Raw genomic sequence first — 19,397 nt, 5'->3', positions numbered from 1 at the left:
ATGCGCGTGGCGCGGGAAGCTGTCAAGGACAACTTGGCAACGGTGCGGCAACGTCGGGTTCACACCACGCCCGGCCGGACCGGCGCTGGACTCCGGGTGGCGACGCATCATGATGGGCGGGAGCGGCGCCTGTGGCACCGCGCCTGATTCGGAGGACTGATGGGCCGCAACAGAGCAACCCTGGCCGATGTCGCGCTGAGAGCCGGGCTGTCCAAGACCGCCGCCTCGATGGTGCTCAACGGCAGGGAGGGCACCCGGCTCTCGGCCGAGGCGCACCAGCGCGTGTTCGCCGCCGCCGAAGAGCTCGGCTACCGGCCCAACCTCGCCGCGCGCAGCCTACGTACCCGCAAGACGGCCACCATCGCGTTCGTCTCCGACATCGTCGCCACCACCCGGTTCGCCGGCGACCTCATTCGTGGCGCCCTCGACGCGGCCCGCGAACGGGACCACGTGCTCCTCATCACCGAGACGCAGGGCGACGCCACCTTCGAGCAGTACGCCATCGAGGCCGTGCTCGACCGGCAGGTCGACGGGGTGATCTACGCGGCGATGGCCACCCGACGGCTGATGGTGCCCCCGGCCATCCTCGGCGGCCCGGTGGTGCTGCTCAACGCCACGAGTGACGACGGCCTGCCCAGCGTGCTGCCCGACGACGACCGGGCCGGCAGCGCCGTTGCCAGCGCCCTGCTCGAACTTGGCCACCGCGACGCGATCGCGCTCATCGGCCGTAACCGGCTCAAGGAAGACGACCCGGAGGTCTCCCTCGCCGCCCGGGCACGTCTGCACGGCATCCAGCGGGCGCTGGTCGAGGCTGACGTCACCCTCCTGGCCGAGTGCTTCTGCACCGAGTGGTTGCCCGAGCACGGCTACGCCGCCATGCGCAGTCTGCTGAACCGGCCGACGCGACCCAGCGCGATCATCTGCATGAACGACCGGCTGGCGTTCGGCGCCTACCAGGCGCTCGGCGAGGCGGGGCTGACCGTCCCGGAGGACATCTCGGTGATCTCGTTCGACGACGACCCGATCGCCGCCTGGCTGCGTCCCAGTCTGGCCACCACGGCACTGCCGCATGAGCAGATGGGACGACGTGCCGTCGAACTGCTCCTGGACGGCGGCGCCACCGAGCCGTCGCTCGTGCCGATGCCCCTGCGCCGACGCAGGTCCCTGGCACCTCCGGCCGGGTGACCACGGGCTGAGGAGCCGTCCCGGGGAGCCGGCCTTGTCCACCGCTAAAACGGTTTAGTGCTAGGTTTCCGGCCATGCTTCGCCTACCCGACCACTGGGTGTGGGACAGCTGGTACGCCCGGGACGAAAACGGCCTCTGGCACGTGTTCTTCCTGCGCGCGTCCCGCGCCCTGCACGACCCGCACCGCCGCCACCGCCGGGCCACGATCGGCCACGCCGTCTCGACGGACCTGCACTCGTGGCGCCTGGTCGCCGACGCCGTGGTCCCCGCCGACGCTCCCAGCTGGGACGACCTGGCGACCTGGACCGGCTGCACCGTCCGCGGGCCGGACGGACGGTGGTATCTGTTCTACACCGGGGTCGGCCGCGCCGAGGACGGGCTCGTCCAACGCATCGGCCTCGCCGTCTCCGACGACCTGACCACCTGGCATCGGCACGGCACCGAGCCGATCGTCCAGGCCGATCCGACCTGGTACGAACTGCTCGACAAGGACCAGTGGTACGAACAGGCCTGGCGTGATCCGTGGGTGTTCCCCGATCCCGACGGCGAGGGCTGGCACATGCTCATCACCGCGCGCGCCAACACGGGACCGGCGAACACCCGTGGCGTCGTCGGCCACGCCACGTCCACAGATCTCGTCACCTGGACCGTTCAGCCACCGCTGTCGACACCGGTCGGGTTCGGCCACCTCGAGGTGCCCCAGGTCGCGGTCATCGACGGGCAGCCCCTGCTGCTGTTCTCCACCGACGCCACCGGCAGCGCCCGGCGCGACGACCACCGGATCTGGGTGGCGCCCGGCGAGACCGTCCTCGGCCCCTGGGACATCGCGTCCGCCCGGCCGTTCACGCACCCACACCTGTACGCGCCCCGGCTGGTCCCCGGACCCGCTGACGGCTGGTCGCTCATCGGCTTCCTCGACCACGTCGACGAGACGTTCGTCGGCGAACTCACCGATCCCATACCCGTCCGCTACGAGGCCTCGACCGGGTTGATCGTGGACACGGCGAGGACGGCCGAGGAGCAGTGACCGCGCAGGTCCGGGCTGAGGCGTGTCGCCCCGGCCCGGACCTGTCGGTGTCCAGCTCCCAGGTCAGCTGCGCAGCTGCCACTGCTGGTTCGTGCCGCCGTTGCAGGACCAGAGGATCAGCTTCGTACCGTTCGCCGTCCCGGCGCCGAACGCGTCGAGGCAGAGGCCCGACTGCGCGCCCGTGATGGTGCCGTTGGCGTTGATGTTCCACTGCTGGTTGGCCTGGCCGTTGCAGTCCCAGATCACCACCGTGGTGCCGTTGCTGGTGCCCTGGCCGGAGGCGTCCAGGCACTTGGTGCCGTAGACCATGAGCTGCCGGCTGGAGGTGGAGGTCCACCGCTGGTTGGTGGCACCGAGGCAGTCCCAGATCTGGGCCTGCGTGCCGTTGGTCGTGCTGGAACCGCCGATCTCGGCACAACGACCCGACTGGACACCCACGATCTGCACGTTCTGCGGGTTGGTGCTGCCGCCGCTCTGGACGCCGGCGGCGTTGATGATCGTCTGCGCGCCCGACGGCCAGTTGCCACCGGCGACCGTCACATTGCCGGAGACCACGTTGCCGCGATCGCCGTTGGTCACGTTCGTGCTGCCGTTGGTCGACCAGTTGTTGGTGACGGTGAAGTTGCCCATGTTCTCCGCGAACCAGTAGTTGGCGGTGGCCCAGGTGCCGGTGGAGGAGAACACGTTGTTGCGGGCGGTGTAGTAGCGGGAGCCCTCGTCGAAGTAGAGCCCGAACCAGCCGTTGGTCCGCAGGCAGTAGTTCTCGTTGATGGTCCCGCCCGGGTTCGCCGACAGCGTGTAGATGCACCCACCGTCGGTCATCTGCTGCATGACGTCGTGCACGTAGTTGCCGATGACCTGGTTGTTGGCCGCGGTGGTCGCCGTCGTGTACCGCGGCTGGTAGTTGTACAGGCCACGGTTCGCGTAGTGGGTGCTGCCGCCGGCGTCGTTGGCGCCCCAGCCATAGCCGACCGACAGGCCGGTGTACGGCATGTTGTAGACCTCGTTGTGCGAGATCAGTGCGGTGTTCACGTAGGTGGCCAGGATCGAGACGACGCCCCGGTACTCCAGGCCGAGATCGTGCACCCGGTTGTTGCTCACGGTGATGTTCCGGTTGACCATCCGCTGGTCGCTGGGGTGGTGGGCGTCGGCGCGTACGCCGCCGACCACGATGCCACCGGCGGAGTTGCGGGCGATCTCGGAGCGGGTGACGGTGATGTTGCTGGCGCCCAGGCCGACGCCGCTGGCGTGGGCGTTGGCGTCGTTGCCGATGCCGATGGCCGTCTGTCCGAGGTTGACGAACTGGGAGTCGCTGAAGGTGATGGTGTTGGCGGCGGAGACCTGCACGGCGGCGGGCATCTGGTTCCAGTTCGGCCGGGTGGCCTCGAACTGCGGGCAGCCCTCCTGGCAGGAGGTCAGCGCGTCAGCCGGACGGGCCCACGTCCCGGTGATGTGGGCACCGGTCTGCTGGTCGGCGAAGCCGTTGCTGCTGCTGGGGCCGAGCCAACTGGTGCCCGTGAAGGTGATCCCGCTGAACGAGATGTGGTGCGCGGGCGCGTCGTAGGTGCCGCCGACGTTGACCAGGGACTGCAGCTGCGGCAACTCCACGCTGACGGTGCTCATGTTCTGCCCCGCGAGCGGGATGTAGTTGAGCTGGCCGTTGCCGGGGTTGATGTACCACTCCCCCGGTGAGTCCAGGAACTCGTACGCGTTGGTCAGGTAGAAGGGACCCGCGCGGTGGGGGCTGGAGAGCGTGTCGAACCCGAAGGTGTTGTTGTTCCACGCGGGCTGCTGCATCGTGAGGAGGTTCCCACTGATGCTCTGCACCGGGGAGTACCGGTCGGTGAACGAGCCGACGCTTTCCACCTCGACCCGATTCTGGTTACCGAGGTTGTTGAGGTAGTTCAGAGCGCTGTTGCTGAACCGCATGCCGGTCGTGGAGAAGGTGAAGTCGGCCCGGTTCACGGCGGTGCGCGCCCGCGTGGCGATGGCCCCGTTGACGTAGAGCTGACGACTGTCGAGCCCGGCTCCGACGTTGGCACGCCAGATGTTCTTCCCGGAGTCGGCGAGTGACCACCCGGTGACCGTCCGGGCGCCGGTGATCGTCGGACGGGCGGAGGCGGCCGCCCGCCAGATCACCTGGTAGCCGTTGTTTCCCGAGTCGGCGGCAGTCAGTCGCAGCGGCGACGAGAGGCGGTACACGCCGTCGGCCAGCTCCACGACGATGTCACCGGACATCGCGCTGTTGCTCGCCCGCACCGCGGCCTGGGCGGCGGTCAGGGAGCACGGTTGGCTGGCGGAGCAACTGGTGCCGGTGCCGGAGGGCGACGCGTAGAGGGTGGTGGTGGCCGCGAGGGCCGGGGACGCCGAGGCGGTCACCGCGACCAGAGCGGTCAACGCTGTCGCGGCGGCGCCGGCCAGCATTCGCCGCAGCGGCGGAATGGACGAGACGGACACGGGACGGTGCTCCTCACATGAGAGAGGGGTGGGGGTGAGCGGAACGCCTCGACGAGGCGGAGGTGCTGCCCGCGGCTGTCACCCGAGGATCTCCCGGAGATAGCGCAGGCCGTCCGTGGCGAGACGGTCCTGCGAGGCGGCCAACGGACGCCAGATCGCCGCGGCGGTGGCGATGGTCTCGTTCTCCGCGGTAAACGACTCGATGCAGATCGCGCCCTGGTAGCCGGTGTCCCGCAGGAAGGTGAAGAAGCGGGGCCAGTCGAAGTGGTCGGCACCGGGAGCGCCCCGGTTGGTGCCGCTGACCTGGACGTGCTTGATGTGCCGGCCAGCGACGGAGAGGGCCGCGTAGGGGTCGGCCTCCTCGATGTTCATGTGATATGTGTCGATCATGATGCCGACGCTCGGAGGCAGACCGTCGATCAGCTCGACCGTCTGCTCGATCGTGTTGACGACACTCGTCTCATAGCGGTTCAACGCCTCGACACCGATGCTCACGCCCCACTCGCCCGCCTGCTCGGCCACGGGCGTCAAGGCCCGCCGGAAGTCCGCGTAGCAGGCCGCGCGAGCCGCCGGTGACATCCGCCAGGTGCGGCCGACCGAGGCGTACACCGGACCGCCGACGCACGGCGCGCCCACGGCCGCCGCGCTCGCCACACACCCCATGAGGTACGCGACGGTCGACTCCACGACGGCCGGTGCGGCGTTCACCAGGTCCCGTCCGGGCGGGGTGACCGCGCAGACGCCGGCGGCGACGAGGCCGTGTGCCGCCAGCAGGTCCCGGGTGCGGACCGGGTCCCAGTCACCGGGCTGCTCGATCGGCAGTTCGACCGCGTCGAAGCCGAACGAGGCGATCCGCGGGATCAGCTCGGTCAGGGCCTCGTCGTCGACTGGCGAGGTCCACACCCAGGGGTTCACGCCGATGGCGTACACCGGAGCCTACTTCCAGCGCTGCGGATAACCGGGCAGGTCGGTGCAGCCGCACATCGCATAGTGCAGCGGCGGCATGCCCGGATCGAGGTACCGGTCCAGGTTGTCCTGGGTGACGGTCGGCTGCGGCAGCTTCCACGGGTTGGACACCTGCTGGCCGTCGAGGATCCGCAGCGCCGCGATGATCGGCGTACGCCACTGGTAGGTCGGGTAGGTCGGCGCGATCGCGGTGAGGTTCTTGTCCTTCCAGATCTTCAGGAAGTCGAGCTGGTCCTCGCCGTTCATCGGCGGAACGGGCTTGCCCGCGTCCTGGAACGCCTCCACCGCCGCGACGGCCACCGCTCCGGCGTCCATCCAGACACCGTCGATCGTGCCGTACCGCTGGATGTAGTCGTCGACGATCTTCTTGGTCTTGGCCGGATCGCCGTCGGTGAACTCGACCCCCACGACGTCGACCTTCGCCTTGTCGAACGCCACCTTCGCCGCCGACCAGCGGGTCTCCAGCACGTCGACACCGGGCAGGATCCGCAGGGCGAGGACCTTACCGCCGGGCTTCATCTTCTGGCTGACGAACTCGGCTCCGACGTGACCGAACCCGTAACCGCCGATGGGGTTGATGAACGTCACCGGGCACTTCGTGTTGACACCACGGTCGAAGACGACGACCGGCAGCCCCGCCTTACAGGCCGCTTCGACGGCCGGGGTGAGCGTGGCGGTGGTGTTCGGCGAGACGATGAGCGCGTCACAGCCCTTGCCGAGCAGGTCGTTGATGTCCGCGATCTGCTTCTGGTCCTTGCCTTCGGCGTCGACGTGCACGAACTCCTTGATGCGACTCCGCTGCGCCTCGACCTCGGCCTGCATGGTCTTGAAACCGACCTGTCGCCAGGGGTTGTTCAGCGCCGCGTTGGAGAAGCAGATCTTGTGCGGACCGCTCTTCTTGAACGTGGCGGTGTCCACCATCGTCGGGTTGAGCACCTGCTCCCACGGCTTGTCGGCCGGGCCCGTCGGGGCGGCGTCGAGCAGCGCGAGCTCGGCGTCGTAGTCGGCCTGCACAAAGAACTTCGACTGGTCCCCGGTGCCCGATCCAGCGGCGGGGGCACTGCCCGAGGGGCTCGCTGCGGGATCATCGGTGGCACAGGCGGCGAGGGACAGCAGGGTGACAGCGGCCAGTGCCGCCATGAAACGTCGCACTATGATTCCCCTTTATCTCGATGAAGAACGCGTTGCTGAGACCGCCACGGCGAGCAGGATGATCCCGCCCTGGACGGCCGACCTGAGGGCGCCGGAGACGCCGTAGAAATTCATGAGGGCGAACAGCAGTTCGAGGGTCAGCGCACCGAGCATCGCGCCGACGACCGAGCCGCGACCCCCGCCCAGCGCGACGCCACCCAGGACGACCGCGGTGATCGCACCGAACTCCAGGCCCGCGCCGGCCTGGAACGAGACGCCGCTGTAGCCGCCCAGGAGGATCGCCGCCACCGCCGCCGCGAGGCCGCTGAGGATGAAGGCGGCCGTCCGGGTACGCCACACGCGCACCCCGCTCATCTCGGCGGTGCGCGGATTGTCGCCGACGGCGACCAGCGTCCGACCGAAGTCGGACCGCATCAGCAGCACGGCCACCGCCGCCAGAACCACCAGGACCACCAGCGCGTACGGCACGCGGTCGAGCAGCGGCACGTCCTCGAAAGCCCGCCGGCCGAACCGCCGGAACTCCTCGGAGAGCCCACCCTTCGGGGCGCCGTCGGACCACAGGTAGACCGCGCCGACGAGGATCAGGAACATGCCGAGGGTGGTGATGAACGACGGCACCCGTAGGCGGGTCGTGATCAGCCCGTTGACCAGCCCGACGAGCGCTCCGAAGGCGAGCAGGAGCACCACCACCGGCCAGGTGCGCGTCGGGTCGCCGTCGATCAGCCGGGCGGCGACGACCACCTGCGCGGTGACCAGAGAACCGACGGAGAGATCGAACTCGCCGGAGACGATCACGAAGTACTGGCCGGCGGCGAGCAGGATGATCGGCGCCGAACGGCCGAGGAAGGACATCAGCGACGGCGGGGCGAGGAAGTCGGGCTGCCGAACGCCGACGAGCACCACCAGCACCGCGAGAATCACGAAAATCGGCAGGACGCCACCGGGACGGACCCGCGGGAGACGCAGCGGCAGCGTACGGCGCTGAACGGTCTGCATGGCTAGGCAGCCGCCTTTCGCATGGCCCGGCGGGCGTACACGGCGACCGCGGCGATGATGATGACGCCCCGGATCACCTGCTTGAAGAAGGCGTCGACCTCGAGCTGGTTGAAGATGGCGTCGATGCTGGCGAGCAACAGCACCCCGCCGACCGTGCCGATGACGCCGCCGCGCCCACCGGCGAGGGCGGTCCCCCCGATCACCACGGCAGCGATCGACTCCAGGTCGTAGAGACCCTCGGTGCCCACCCGGGGTGCGCCCGAGCCGAGCCGGCTGGCGAGGTAGATGCCGGCGAGCCCGGCGCACATCGAGCACAGCACGTGGGCGGTGACGAGGATCCGGTCGTTGCGGACGCCGGAGAGCCGAGCCACCTCCGGGTCACCGCCGACGGCGACAAGATGGTGACCGAAGCGGGTTCGCGTGAGCGCGAACCAGGCCGCCGCGGTCACGGCGACCAGCAGCAGGAACGACAGCGGCACCGGGCCGACGCGCTGGTAGCCGAGAGACTGCACGAGCGTGGGTGCGGTGGTGCCGGCCGGGCCGTCGTAGCCGTTGTCGAGGTATCCCTTGAGCAGCAGCCCGACGCCGAGAGTCGCGATGAACGCGTTGACCCGGAGCTTGGTGACAAGGAGCCCGTTGAGAAGACCGACGCCGGCGCTGACGGCGAGCGCCAGGCCGATCGCCGGCAGCAGCGCGCCGTCGCTGCCGTTCATCGTCTCGGCCGCGACGAGAGTGCTGAGGCTGATCACGTACGCCACGGAGAGGTCGAGCGAGCCACCCAGGATGACCAGGGTCTGGCCGACGGCGACGAGCCCGAGGCCGGCGGCGACGTGCAGCAGACTCACCGTCGTGGACTGGTTGAAGAGCTGACCGCCGTCGACCAGGACGACCAGCCAGCCGATCGCCAGGGTGAGGGCCAGGGCCACGAACACGCCCGGTACGGGTCGGCGGGCCGGCAGCAGCGACAGGGCGCTCACTGGGCGGCCTCCCGCACGGTCCCGACCGCCAGGGCGACGACGTCCTCCTCGGTCGCGCCGGCGGGCAACTCTCCCGCGATGCGGCCGTCGCGCAGGACGACGATCCGGTCGCTCATCCCCAACAGCTCGGGCAGATCGGACGAGATCATCAGCACGGCCGCGCCGTCGCGGGCGAGCCGGCGGACGAGGTCGTGGATGGCTGACTTCGCGCCCACGTCGATGCCCCGGGTCGGTTCGTCGAAGAGCAGGATCCGTGGGTTGAGCGCGAGCCATCGGGCCAGCACGACCTTCTGCTGGTTGCCGCCGGACAGGAAGCGGATCTCCTGGTCGTCGCCTGCGCCGCGGACCTCCACAGCGGCGAGCAACTCGCGCACCCGAACGGTCCGGGCGGCGCGGCCGGACCGAGCAGCGAAGACGGCCCGGCTGGCAAGCAGCGCGTTGTCGAGCACCGACTGTCGGGGAACGATCCCCTCGCCCTTGCGGTCCTCGGTGACGTACGCGATGCCGGCTCGCATCGCGGTACGTGGCGAGCGTAGCCGGACCGGCCGGTCGTCGAGCGTGACGTCGCCGGTCGTGAACGGGGACACTCCGAAGAGCGCACGGGCCAGCGCCGAGCGCCCGGAGCCCTGTAGGCCGCCGACGCCGAGCACCTCGCCGGCACGCAACTGAAGGCTCACGTCCCGCAGCTTTCGGTTTCCCGCGTCGCGGAGGGTGAGTCGCACCGGACCGCGGTCCTCGGGGGCGGCCCGGTCCGGGTAGTAGCTGGACAGTTCCCGGCCGACCATGTGCCGCACCAACTCGTCAGCGGTCGTGTCCACGGTGTCGACGGTGGTGACCCGACGGCCGTCCTTGAGGACCGTGATCCGGCCGGACAGGTCGAAGACCTCCGCGAGCCGGTGTGAGACGTACAGCAGGCCGATGCCGCGATCCTGAAGTCGGCGCACCAACCCGTAGAGCAGCTCGACCTCATGGTCGGCCAGCGCGGCGGTCGGCTCGTCCATGATGAGCAGCCGCGCGTCCAGGGCGAGCGCCTTGGCGATCTCGACGACCTGCTGCTGTGCGACGCCGAGCTGCCCCACCCGGGCATCGGCCGGCAACGTGGTCTCCCCGATCGAGGCGAGCAGCCGCCCGGTGCGGTCGAGCATGCCCCGACGGTCGACAAGTCCACGGCGGACCGGCTCGTGCCCCAGGTAGACGTTTTCCGCGACGGTGCGCTCCGGGAGCAGGTTGAACTCCTGGTGGATGATGCCGATGCCGGCCCGCTGCGCGTCGCGCGGACCACGGAACGCGCGTGGTTCACCGGCGAACTCGACGGTGCCCTCGTCCGGGGCGTACGCGCCCGAGACGATTTTCATGAGGGTGGATTTTCCGGCGCCGTTCTCACCGACGACGGCATGCACCTCGCCCGGCGCGACATCGAGGTCGACACCGTCGAGAACACGTACGCCAAGGAAGGACTTGCCGATGCCCCGAAGGGTGAGTAACGGCGCCGGCCGTGGGTCTGACATCCCGAGTGCCCTCACAGATAGTAGTCACCGACAAGATCCATCCATCGAAGCCCGGCCCGTCCGGAGTGCTGACAACGAACTTTCGCAGCTGGCTGCGGAGGCTTACGTTTTTATGTTGCGAACATTCCCTTGACATCGACGAAACATCACACGTATGAAGATAGATGTTTGGATGCGGGTCCGCAATCCTCGACCTGAGGCGACTGCCAGGCTCGCCACTCGATCGGCAGCGACGCCGCAGCGAGGGAGTCAGGCATGGCCACCCCCAGCCTGGCCGAACGCCCGGCACCCTTCATTCATTGACAGTCATCGATCTCTAGCTCATCCTGACCCCGTGGACCATGGGACGAGAACCACGGTCATCGTCACGCTGCGTGACGATTTGCGGTGTTGACTGCCGTTTCGGCGAACGGCACGAGGACCGACCAACGCACTCGTGCCCACGCACGCGTCCAGGCACAACCTGACGCACCGTGGGGCCCGTGGTCGCAATCCCCCTGCCCGCCCAACCTAGGAGACGGCATGCGTCGCAACACATTGATCATCGCGGTGATCGCCGGCCTGTTACTGGCGCTCGGACTCGCACCACCAGCGTCAGCGGCCCCGGCCTTCCGGGCCCTGTTGTTCACCAAAACCGCCGGCTACCGGCACGACTCGATCCCCGCCGGGATCGCGATGTTCCAGCAACAGGCGGCGGCCAACAACTTCGAACTGGTGCAGACCGAGGACTCCAGCGTCTTCACCGCCAGCAACCTGGCGACCTTCGACGTCATCATCATGTTCCAGACCTCCGGCATGGTCTGGACCTCGGCCGCCCAGCGCCAGGCCGTGGAGGGCTACCTCGCCAGCGGCAAGGGCATCGTCGGCATCCACAACGCCACCGACATGGGTATCGAGAGCGAGTACCCGTGGTGGGACCAGACCATCAACGGCGGCGCGCACATGCCCGAGCACTCCCCCGGTGTGCTGCCCGGCACCGCCATCGTCGCCGACAAGCAGCACCCGTCGACGGCGGGCCTGCCGGACCGGTGGAACCGTAGCGAGGAGTGGTACAACTTCGACGCCAACCCGCGCGGCAACGTGCACGTGCTGGTGACCGCCGACGAGCGCACCTACAACCCGGGGTCCCGGGCGATGGGCCCGGACCACCCGATCTCCTGGTGCCGCAACGCCGGCGGCGGGCGGGTGTGGGCCACCGCGATGGGCCACGCGATCGGCTCCTACAGCGAGACGAACTTCCGTAACCACGTGCTCGGCGGCGTGCGGTGGGCGGCCGGCAACGTGGCCGGCGACTGTGGCGGCACCGTCTGGGGCAACTTCGAGAAGCGCACCCTCGACAGCAACACCGTCGACCCGATGGCGATGGGGGTGGCGCCGGACGGCCGCGTCTTCTACGTCCAGCGCGGCGGCCAGGTGAAGATCTTCAAGCCCTCCACCAACAGCACCGTGACCGCCGGCACGCTCAGTGTCTACACCGGCGGTGAGGACGGCCTCACCGGCATGGCGCTGGACCCCAACTTCGCCAGCAACGGGTACATCTACCTGTACCACTCGCCGGCCAGCAGCAGCACCGACGTCAACCGGGTCTCCCGCTACACGGTCAGCGGTGACACGCTGAACACGTCCAGCGGTGTGACGATCATCGACATCCCGGCGTACCGGGACCGCACGTTCCCGGAGCCCGGCCACACCGGCGGGTACATCGAGTTCGGCCCGGACGGCAACCTCTTCATCGGCACCGGCGACGACACGCCGCCGAACCTCGACCCGAACTGGCAGGGCTACGCCCCGCTGGACTGGCGCTCGGGCAAGTCCAACCTGGACGCGGCCCGCAGCGCCGGTAACACCAACGACCTGCGCGGCAAGCTGCTGCGCATTCGCCCCTCGGCCAGCGGCGGCTACACCATCCCGAGCGGCAACCTCTACCCGCAGGGCACGGCGCAGACCAAGCCGGAAATCTACGCGATGGGCTTCCGCAACCCGTTCCGCTTCTCCATCGACCCGGCCAACGGTTGGGTCTACCTGGCCGACTACGGGCCGGACCGGAACCCGCCCACCACAAACCGGGGCCCCGAGGGCCTGGTCGAGCTCAACGTGATCAAGACGCCCGGCAACTACGGCTGGCCGTTCTGCCACGGTGACAACCAGCCGTACGCGCCGTACAACCCGGACACCGGTGTCGTCGGCGCGAAGTTCAACTGCAACGCACCGGTCAACAACTCGCCCAACAACACCGGCCTGACCAGCCTGAAGCCGGTCGTCGCGCCCAACATGTGGTACGGCTACGGCACCTCGCCGACCTTCCCGGAGCTGGGCTCCGGCGGCTCCGCGCCGATGGGTGGGCCGATCTACCGCTACGACCCGGCGAATCCGTCCGCGACGAAGTTCCCGCCCTACTACGACGGCGTGCACTTCTTCTACGAGTGGGCGCGTAACTACGTCAAGGAGGTGCACTTCGACTCCTCCTCGGCGGTGACCCGCACCAACCCGTTCCTGCCCAACACCCGGTTCAACAAGCCGATGGACATGGAGTTCGGCAAGGACGGCTCGCTCTACCTGCTGGAGTGGGGCACCAACTTCGGTGGCGGCAACAGCGACTCCGGGCTCTACCGGATCGACTACATCCAGGGCGGTCGGTCGCCGATCGCCAAGGCCACCGGCACGCCCACCAGTGGTAGCGCACCGCTCAACGTGCAGTTCAGCAGCGCCGGCACGGTCGACCCGGACCCGGGCAACACGCTCAGCTACCAGTGGACGTTCGGTGACGGCACCACCTCCACCGCGGCCAACCCGTCGAAGGTGTACACCGCCAACGGCAACTACACCGCGCAGTTGAAGGTCACCGACAACACCGGCAAGACAGGCTTCGCCAACGTCCAGATCACCGTCGGCAACAGCGCGCCGGTGCTCACCATCACCACCCCACCCAACGGAGGCATGCTCACCTTCGGCGACCGGGTCCCGTACCAGATCACGGTGACCGACCCGGACGGCGGAACCGTCGACTGCTCGAAGGTGTTCCTCAACCCGGCGCTGGGTCACGACGACCACGCGCACGAGACCACCGAGTACCCGGGCTGCTCGGGGACCATCTCCACCGACCTGCTCGGTGGGCACCCCGACGGCGCCAACCTGTTCTACGTGCTGAACGCCCGGTACACCGACAGCGGGGGTGCGGGCGGCGCGTCCCCGCTCACCGGCACCGCGCAGGCGATCCTGCAACCGAAGCACAAGCAGTCCGAGTACTTCAGCAGCCAGTCCGGGATCCGGGTCGTCGACCAGGCGGCGGCGGAGAGCACCAAGCGCGTCGGTGACATCTCCAACAACGACTGGATCGCGTTCAACCCGATGAGCCTGTCGGGCATCTCGACAGTCAGTTACCGGCTGTCGTCGCCCTCGGGTGGCGGCTCGATCGAGCTGCGCGCCGACTCGCCGACCGGCACGCTACTGGCCACCACGACGGTGCCCAGCACCGGTGGCTGGGACAACTACCAGTCCACGACACCGGTCAGCGTCGCCGCCCTCAGCGGCACGCACACGCTCTACATGGTGTTCAAGGGCAGCAGCAACAACTGGTTCGATCTGGACTCGCACACCTTCGGCGGCAACGGCATCGGGACGCCCTCCACCGGCGGTGGCGGTCTGGCGGGTAAGACCTACACGGTCACCGCGCAGCACAGCGGCAAGCTGATGGACGTCAGCGGGGTCTCCACCGCCGACGGTGCCCAGATCACCCAGTGGGCGGCCACCGGCGGCAACAACCAGAAGTGGCAGGCGGTCGACGCGGGCAGCGGTGCGGTTTACCTCAAGGCGCTGCACAGCGGCAAGTGCGTCGAGGTGGTGGGCAGCTCCACCGCGGCGGGGGCCTTCCTCCAGCAGGCCACCTGCAACAACGGCAACCAGCAGAAGTTCACCGCGACCGCGACCGGAACCTCCGGCGTGTACACGGTGCGCAGCGTGCTGAGCGGGCTCTGCGTGGACGTCAACGGCGCGTCCACCGCCGACGGCGCCCGGCTGTTGCAGTGGACCTGCCACAGCGCGACCAACCAGCAGTGGCGGTTCACCGCGGTGTGATCCGCGGGCTGTCGCGGTAACACCTGACGTCCCGGTCGGGGCCGGTTTCCGATGATCGGAGCCGGTCCCGGCCGGGACGTCGACGTCAGCCCGGACGGACCGTCGAGCCCTCGGCCGGCGCGGCGAGCAGCCCGGCCTCGACCAGGGCGTCCCACAGGACCTCCGGTACGGCGGTCTCCGACCGTCGCACCGTCTCGGCCACCTGCGAGTCGTTGCGGACACCGACCACCGTCGACACCACGGCCGAGTGCCGCCGGACGAAGGCGAGTGCCGCCTGCGGCAGGGTCACGCCGTACGTCTCGCAGACCGCGGCGACCCGCCGCGCCCGCTCGATCAACTCCCGTGGTGCCTGCTGGTAGTCGTAGAGCGCGTCAGCCGGTGGTCGGTCCCGCGACAGCAGCCCCGAGTTGTAGACGCCGGCGATGACCACGCCCACTCCTCGGCTCTCGGCAACGGGCAGCAGGTCATCCGCCGCCCCCTGCTCGAGCAGGGTGTACCGCCCAGCGCACATGACCACGTCGATGTCGGTTTCCCGCACGAACCGAGCCAGCATCGCCGACTGGTTCATGCCGGCGCCGATCGCACCCACGACACCCTGGTCACGCAGGTCGACCAGGGCGGGCACGGCTTCGCGTACGGCCCGCTCCCAGTGGTCGTCCGGGTCGTGCAGGTAGACGACGTCGATCCGGTCCAGCCCCGTCCGGTCGAGGCTGGCCTCGATCGAGCGGTGAACGCCGTCGCGACTGAAGTCCCACACCCGCCGGTGGCTCGCGGGAACATCGAACCCGTCGGAGTCGCGCAGGTGCGCGTCCTGGGGTGAGGGCATCAGGAGTCGCCCGACCTTCGTCGACACGACGTACTCGTCGCGCGGCCGGTGTCGCAGCGCGGCGCCGAGGCGGCGCTCGGACAGCCCGAGGCCGTAGTGCGGCGCGGTGTCGTAGTACCGGACGCCCGCCTCCCATGCCGCGTCGACCGCCGCCGCGAACTCGTCGTCTGTCGTCGTCCGGTAGAGGTTGCCGCCCTGGGCCGCGCCGAAGCCCAGCTCAGTGAGGCGTACCTCCGGGCGATGCGGCAACGCGTGCGCCCTCACGACGCCTCCAGCCCGTAGACGCGGCGCGCCGTGTCGCCCCAGACCGGCGCCCGGTCGGCCCCGTCGTGGTCCCCCAGCAACTCCGCCAGTGCCTCGACCCAGCGCAGGTATGAGCTGGCGAGCAGGCAGACCGGCCAGTCCGAGCCAAACATCAGTCGGTCCGGCCCGAACGCGTCGAGCGCCTCCTCGACAACCGGTCGGAGGTCCCCCGGCGTCCAGTGCGACCGCGGCACCTCCGTCACCAGTCCGGAGAGCTTCGCCGTCGTGTTGGGCGATTCCGCCAACGCTCGCAGGTCCCGGCTCCACTCCGCCATCTCCGGACGGCCCAGCGCGGGCTTGCCGAGGTGGTCGAGAACGAAACTCACCTCGGGAAGGTCATGGGCCAGACGCGCGGCCATGGCTAGCTGGTGCTGGCGGACCAACAGATCGAAGACCAGGCCGGCGGCTCCCACCGCCGCGATCCCCCGACGGACGTCCGAACGGTCCAGGTACGCCGGGTCGGTCTCGCCCTGCACGAGGTGGCGGATGCCGACGAGGCGTTCCCCGCCCCGCGCGGCCCGCAGGCGTCCGATGCGGTTGGCGACGTCGGCGGCGGTCAGGTCGACCCAGCCGACGACCCCACGGACGAGGGTGTCCTCGGCCGCCACGGTCAGCAGGTCCACCGTCTCCGCCTCGGAGGCGATGGACTGCACCACCACGGTCGCGCTGACCCCGGCCGCGCGGGCCAGCGGCGCGAGATCGGCTGGTTCGAAGTCCGCATCGATGGCCGCCATGGTCACGGGGTCGATCCATGGCTGTGGGTGCCGTGCGCGGACCCAGAGGTGGTGGTGTGCGTCGACGATCCCGGCCCGCCCGGGCGCCTGTTCGCCCGTCATCGGCCCAGCCAGCCGCCGTCGACGGGCAGCACGATTCCGTTGACGTAGTCCGACGCGGCCGACGCCAGGAACACCGTGGCACCCCCCAGATCGTCGGCGCGGCCCCACCGGCCAGCCGGGATCCGGGCAAGGATCGCCTGGTTGCGGTCGGGGTCGTCGCGCAGCGCCTGCGTGTTGTCCGTGGCGATGTAACCGGGGGCGATGGCGTTGACGTTCACCCCGTGGGCCGCCCACTCGTTCGCCAGCGCCTTGGTGAGCCCGGCCACGCCCGATTTCGACGCGGCGTAGCCGGGAACGGTGACGCCGCCCTGAAAACTCAACAGCGACGCGGTGAAGATGATCTTTCCTCGGCCACGCTCGACCATCGTTCGGCCGATCTCGCGACTCAGGACGAACTGGCTGCTGAGGTTCACCTCGATCACGTGGTCCCACATCTCGTCCGGGTGCTCAGCGGCCGGAGTACGGGCGATCGTGCCGCCGTTGTTGACCAGGATGTCGACCGGCCCGAGAGCGATGAGGTCCCCGGCCAGCCGGCGCACGGCGGCCCGGTCGCCGAGATCGGCCCGCAGCCCGGTGAACCGGCGGCCGGCGGCCCGCACCCGGCGTTCGACCTCGCTTCCATCCGGTTCGAGCTGGGCGGAGACGCCGACGATGTCGGCACCGGCCAGGGCCAGGGCCTCGGCCATGGCGAGGCCGATACCGCGCCGGGCCCCGGTCACGACGGCGGTGCGTCCGGACAGGTCGAACAGGGCCGTCACTGGTTGCCCTCCCGCAGATCGAGCAGCACCTTCATCACGCCGCCGCCCTCGAGCGCCGTGAACGCGGCGGCGGCCGCCTCGACCGGCTCGACCCGGGAGATGAGCTGTCGCGCCGGGATCGCACCCGAGGCGACCAACCGGATCGCCTCGACCATGTCGTCGCGCTGGTACAGCCGGGCGCCGAGGAGTTCCAACTCACGCCAGAAGAACCGGTGCAGGTTGACCTCCCGGGGCTTGGGGTGGATCGCCACCATCACCAGCCGGCCGCGGGTGGTGAGCACGTCGACCGCCGTGGTGACGCCGGCGGCGGAGCCGGACACCTCGAAGGCGATGTCGGCGCCCGCACCGTCGGTGCGGTCGTTGACCAGCGCCACGACATCGGCTGATCCCGGGTCGACGACGTCGATCCCGATCCCGCCCGCCACCTCGCGTCGGAACGGGTCCGGCTCGACGAGGAGGACCCGCGCGCCGCGCCCCTGCGCGACGATGGCGATGAGAACGCCCACCGGCCCACCACCGACCACGACCACCTGGTCGTCGGCGGTCACGTTCCCTCGCCGGACGTCGTGTACGGCGACCGCGACCGGCTCGACGAGCGCCGCGTGGTCGAGCGGCAGTTCCTCGGGGAGCGGCAGGACCAGTTCCGCCGGCACGTTCCAGTAGGACTGCATGGCGCCCGGTGCGTCGATGCCGAGGAAGTTCATGGCATGGCAGATGTGGGAGTTCCCGCGCTGGCAGGCAGCGCACTGTCCGCACGCTCGGGTCGGCAGCACGGTGACGGCCTGGCCGACACTCCAACCGGTGACGTCCTCGCCGACGGCCGCGATCCGCCCGGACATCTCGTGCCCGATGATGGCCGAGTCGCCGACCCGGGCATCCATGTCCCCGTGGTAGATGTGCAGGTCGGTGCCGCAGATCCCGGTGTAGGCCACCTCGATCCGCACCTGGCCAGGACCCGGTGGCACCGGGTCCTGCTCCTCGATCCCGAGGTGTCGTGCCCCTCGGTAGACGACTGCCTTCATCGATCCTCCGTCTCGACGGTCGGCACATCGGTCGTGCCGACCGGGCATGGTCGTGGGTGCTGACGGTCAGCTCACGCTGCTGTCTCAGTGCCGCGCGGTGGGCGACACGTCGTTGTGGGAGTGCAGCGCCACGACGGGCACCTGCCGGACGGGGATGACCCCGTCGACCCCGGCCAGCAGCCGCCGTCCGGCCCGCTCCGGCCGGACGTTGGGGCTCTCGGCGGTCTGCGCCTGCGGGCGGCGGTTGGCCATCCGGATTCGCTCCTCGTCGATCCGGACACCGAGCCCGGGTGAGTCGCCGAGGATGAAGGCGCCGTCCTCGACGTGCAGGTCGATAAAGACACCGACCGGTGGATGCAGGTCCTGCAGCTCGCTGGTCAGGTGGTTCGGCACCGAGGTCGCGGCGTGCAACAGCCCCACCGGGCTGTTGCCGATCGGGCTGACCGGCAGGTCGTGGGCGTGAGCAAGGGCGGACGCCCGCAGGAAGTGGGTGACCCCCCAGACGGCAGCCATCTGGACGACGTCGATCGCGCCGGCGGCGATCAGCGGACGGTACTGTTCGAGCCCGGTGAGGTTCTCCCCGGTGGCGACCGACGCGTTCACTCCTCGGCTGACGGCGGCAAGGCCCTCGGCATCCCAGCGCCGGACGGGCTCCTCGATCCAGATGAGGTCCAGGGTGCGTTCGAGTTCGCAGACGTGCCGGACGGCCTGCTTGCGGGTCCATGCCTCGTTCACGTCGAGCATCAGACCCGGCCGCCGGCCGTGCCCGGCCTCGGTCAGGACCTCCTTGACCAGGCTGAGGCGGTGCCGGTCGCGCTCGATGTCGAGGCCGCCCTTGAGCTTGGCGGCCCGCAGGCCGTGGCTGGCGTAGACCTCGTACTCCGAGACGAGCTCATCATCGGTCAGCCCGATGTCCAGGCCGGAGGCGTAGGCGGAAACCCGCCGGTCCCGTCCGCCCAGCAGCCGCCACAGCGGCTCACCGGCAGCCTGGGCCTTGATGTCCCAGAGCGCGGTGTCGAGGGCGCCGATGGTGCCGAACACCGGGCCCGCGTGGCCCGCCTTGAAGGTGTGCCGCAACATGCGGTCGTACAGGGTCGTCACGGCGCGAGGGTCCTCGCCCTCGATGGCCGCGAAGATCCGCTCGATCTCGACGTGCGGCCCGAGGCCGACTCCCGAGATGCCCTCGTCGGTGTCGACGATGACGATCGAGACCGGGACCACCCCGTCGGCGAACACTCCGTTGGCATCGCCGACGGGGCGCCCCCATTCCTGGACCGTGGTGAGCGTCCGATATCCCGTGATCCGCATG

The 19,397-nt window shown here is 69.6% G+C and carries 13 protein-coding genes and 1 pseudogene; 3 read left to right on the top strand and 11 right to left on the bottom strand.

Features of this window, described 5'->3' with window-relative positions; all coding sequences use genetic code 11:
• Window positions 1-159: 159 nt before the first annotated feature.
• Together OG811_RS19890 and OG811_RS19885 are read left to right on the top strand one after the other, a co-directional pair.
• Complete coding sequence (locus tag OG811_RS19890) at window positions 160-1,185, top strand: LacI family DNA-binding transcriptional regulator (protein ID WP_406067813.1); 1,026 nt, start codon at window positions 160-162, stop codon at window positions 1,183-1,185.
• Between the two features lie 59 nt (window positions 1,186-1,244).
• Window positions 1,245-2,213: pseudogene (locus OG811_RS19885) on the top strand (family 43 glycosylhydrolase); the annotation flags it as partial.
• Window positions 2,214-2,276: 63 nt separating this feature from the next.
• On the opposite strand, the gene OG811_RS19880 reads toward OG811_RS19885, so the two are convergent.
• From OG811_RS19880 to OG811_RS19855, 6 genes are all read right to left on the bottom strand, one after another.
• Window positions 2,277-4,670 carry an RICIN domain-containing protein gene (locus OG811_RS19880; RefSeq protein WP_406067811.1) on the bottom strand — a complete coding sequence of 798 codons (2,394 nt, stop codon included), beginning with the start codon at window positions 4,668-4,670 and terminating at the stop codon, window positions 2,277-2,279.
• 78 nt (window positions 4,671-4,748) lie between these two features.
• Window positions 4,749-5,600: a sugar phosphate isomerase/epimerase family protein gene (locus tag OG811_RS19875; RefSeq protein ID WP_406067810.1), complete on the bottom strand. Its 852-nt coding sequence runs from the start codon at window positions 5,598-5,600 to the stop codon at window positions 4,749-4,751.
• A 6-nt stretch (window positions 5,601-5,606) separates the two neighbouring features.
• Complete coding sequence (locus OG811_RS19870) at window positions 5,607-6,788, bottom strand: substrate-binding domain-containing protein (protein ID WP_406067809.1); 1,182 nt, start codon at window positions 6,786-6,788, stop codon at window positions 5,607-5,609.
• Between the two features lie 12 nt (window positions 6,789-6,800).
• Window positions 6,801-7,784 (bottom strand): ABC transporter permease, encoded by a 984-nt coding sequence (locus OG811_RS19865; RefSeq protein WP_406067807.1) that lies wholly within the window; start codon window positions 7,782-7,784, stop codon window positions 6,801-6,803.
• Window positions 7,785-7,786: 2 nt separating this feature from the next.
• Window positions 7,787-8,761: an ABC transporter permease gene (locus OG811_RS19860; protein ID WP_406067806.1), complete on the bottom strand. Its 975-nt coding sequence runs from the start codon at window positions 8,759-8,761 to the stop codon at window positions 7,787-7,789.
• Window positions 8,758-10,269: a sugar ABC transporter ATP-binding protein gene (locus OG811_RS19855; RefSeq protein ID WP_406067805.1), complete on the bottom strand. Its 1,512-nt coding sequence runs from the start codon at window positions 10,267-10,269 to the stop codon at window positions 8,758-8,760. Before OG811_RS19855 ends, OG811_RS19860 begins: the two co-directional genes overlap by 4 nt.
• 522 nt (window positions 10,270-10,791) lie before the next feature.
• Between OG811_RS19855 and OG811_RS19850 the strand changes: the two genes are divergently transcribed.
• The gene (locus OG811_RS19850) at window positions 10,792-14,343 is read left to right on the top strand and encodes a ThuA domain-containing protein (protein WP_406067803.1); all 3,552 of its coding nucleotides are present in this window, start codon (window positions 10,792-10,794) and stop codon (window positions 14,341-14,343) included.
• Window positions 14,344-14,428: 85 nt separating this feature from the next.
• Here OG811_RS19850 and OG811_RS19845 read toward each other — a convergent pair whose 3' ends face one another.
• From OG811_RS19845 to OG811_RS19825, 5 genes are all read right to left on the bottom strand, one after another.
• Window positions 14,429-15,433, bottom strand: a complete 1,005-nt coding sequence (locus tag OG811_RS19845) for an aldo/keto reductase (RefSeq protein ID WP_406067801.1) — start codon at window positions 15,431-15,433, stop codon at window positions 14,429-14,431.
• Window positions 15,430-16,308, bottom strand: coding sequence for an amidohydrolase family protein (locus OG811_RS19840; protein ID WP_406067799.1), 879 nt, complete (start codon window positions 16,306-16,308; stop codon window positions 15,430-15,432). The genes OG811_RS19845 and OG811_RS19840 overlap by 4 nt, the downstream gene beginning before the upstream one ends.
• Window positions 16,305-17,066 carry an SDR family oxidoreductase gene (locus OG811_RS19835; RefSeq protein ID WP_406067798.1) on the bottom strand — a complete coding sequence of 254 codons (762 nt, stop codon included), beginning with the start codon at window positions 17,064-17,066 and terminating at the stop codon, window positions 16,305-16,307. The genes OG811_RS19840 and OG811_RS19835 overlap by 4 nt, the downstream gene beginning before the upstream one ends.
• A complete protein-coding gene (locus OG811_RS19830; RefSeq protein ID WP_406067796.1) occupies window positions 17,063-18,088 on the bottom strand; it encodes a zinc-binding dehydrogenase in 1,026 nt (341 codons plus the stop codon). Before OG811_RS19830 ends, OG811_RS19835 begins: the two co-directional genes overlap by 4 nt.
• Window positions 18,089-18,172: 84 nt before the next feature.
• The gene (locus OG811_RS19825; protein WP_406067794.1) at window positions 18,173-19,396 is read right to left on the bottom strand and encodes a mandelate racemase/muconate lactonizing enzyme family protein; all 1,224 of its coding nucleotides are present in this window, start codon (window positions 19,394-19,396) and stop codon (window positions 18,173-18,175) included.
• Window position 19,397 lies beyond the last annotated feature (1 nt).

Source organism: Micromonospora sp. NBC_01638, assembly GCF_045209745.1.
Lineage (GTDB): Bacteria > Actinomycetota > Actinomycetes > Mycobacteriales > Micromonosporaceae > Micromonospora.
This window is presented reverse-complemented; position numbering and strand designations above follow the sequence as displayed.

Bases quoted from the DNA above. Each gene is read 5' to 3' on its own strand.
- OG811_RS19890 (WP_406067813.1), top strand. From the start codon at position 160: ATGGGCCGCAACAGAGCAACCCTGGCCGATGTCGCGCTGAGAGCCGGG.
- OG811_RS19825 (WP_406067794.1), bottom strand. From the start codon at position 19,396: ATGCGGATCACGGGATATCGGACGCTCACCACGGTCCAGGAATGGGGG.
- OG811_RS19850 (WP_406067803.1), top strand. From the start codon at position 10,792: ATGCGTCGCAACACATTGATCATCGCGGTGATCGCCGGCCTGTTACTG.
- OG811_RS19830 (WP_406067796.1), bottom strand. From the start codon at position 18,088: ATGAAGGCAGTCGTCTACCGAGGGGCACGACACCTCGGGATCGAGGAG.
- OG811_RS19855 (WP_406067805.1), bottom strand. From the start codon at position 10,269: ATGTCAGACCCACGGCCGGCGCCGTTACTCACCCTTCGGGGCATCGGC.
- OG811_RS19840 (WP_406067799.1), bottom strand. From the start codon at position 16,308: ATGACGGGCGAACAGGCGCCCGGGCGGGCCGGGATCGTCGACGCACAC.
- OG811_RS19865 (WP_406067807.1), bottom strand. From the start codon at position 7,784: ATGCAGACCGTTCAGCGCCGTACGCTGCCGCTGCGTCTCCCGCGGGTC.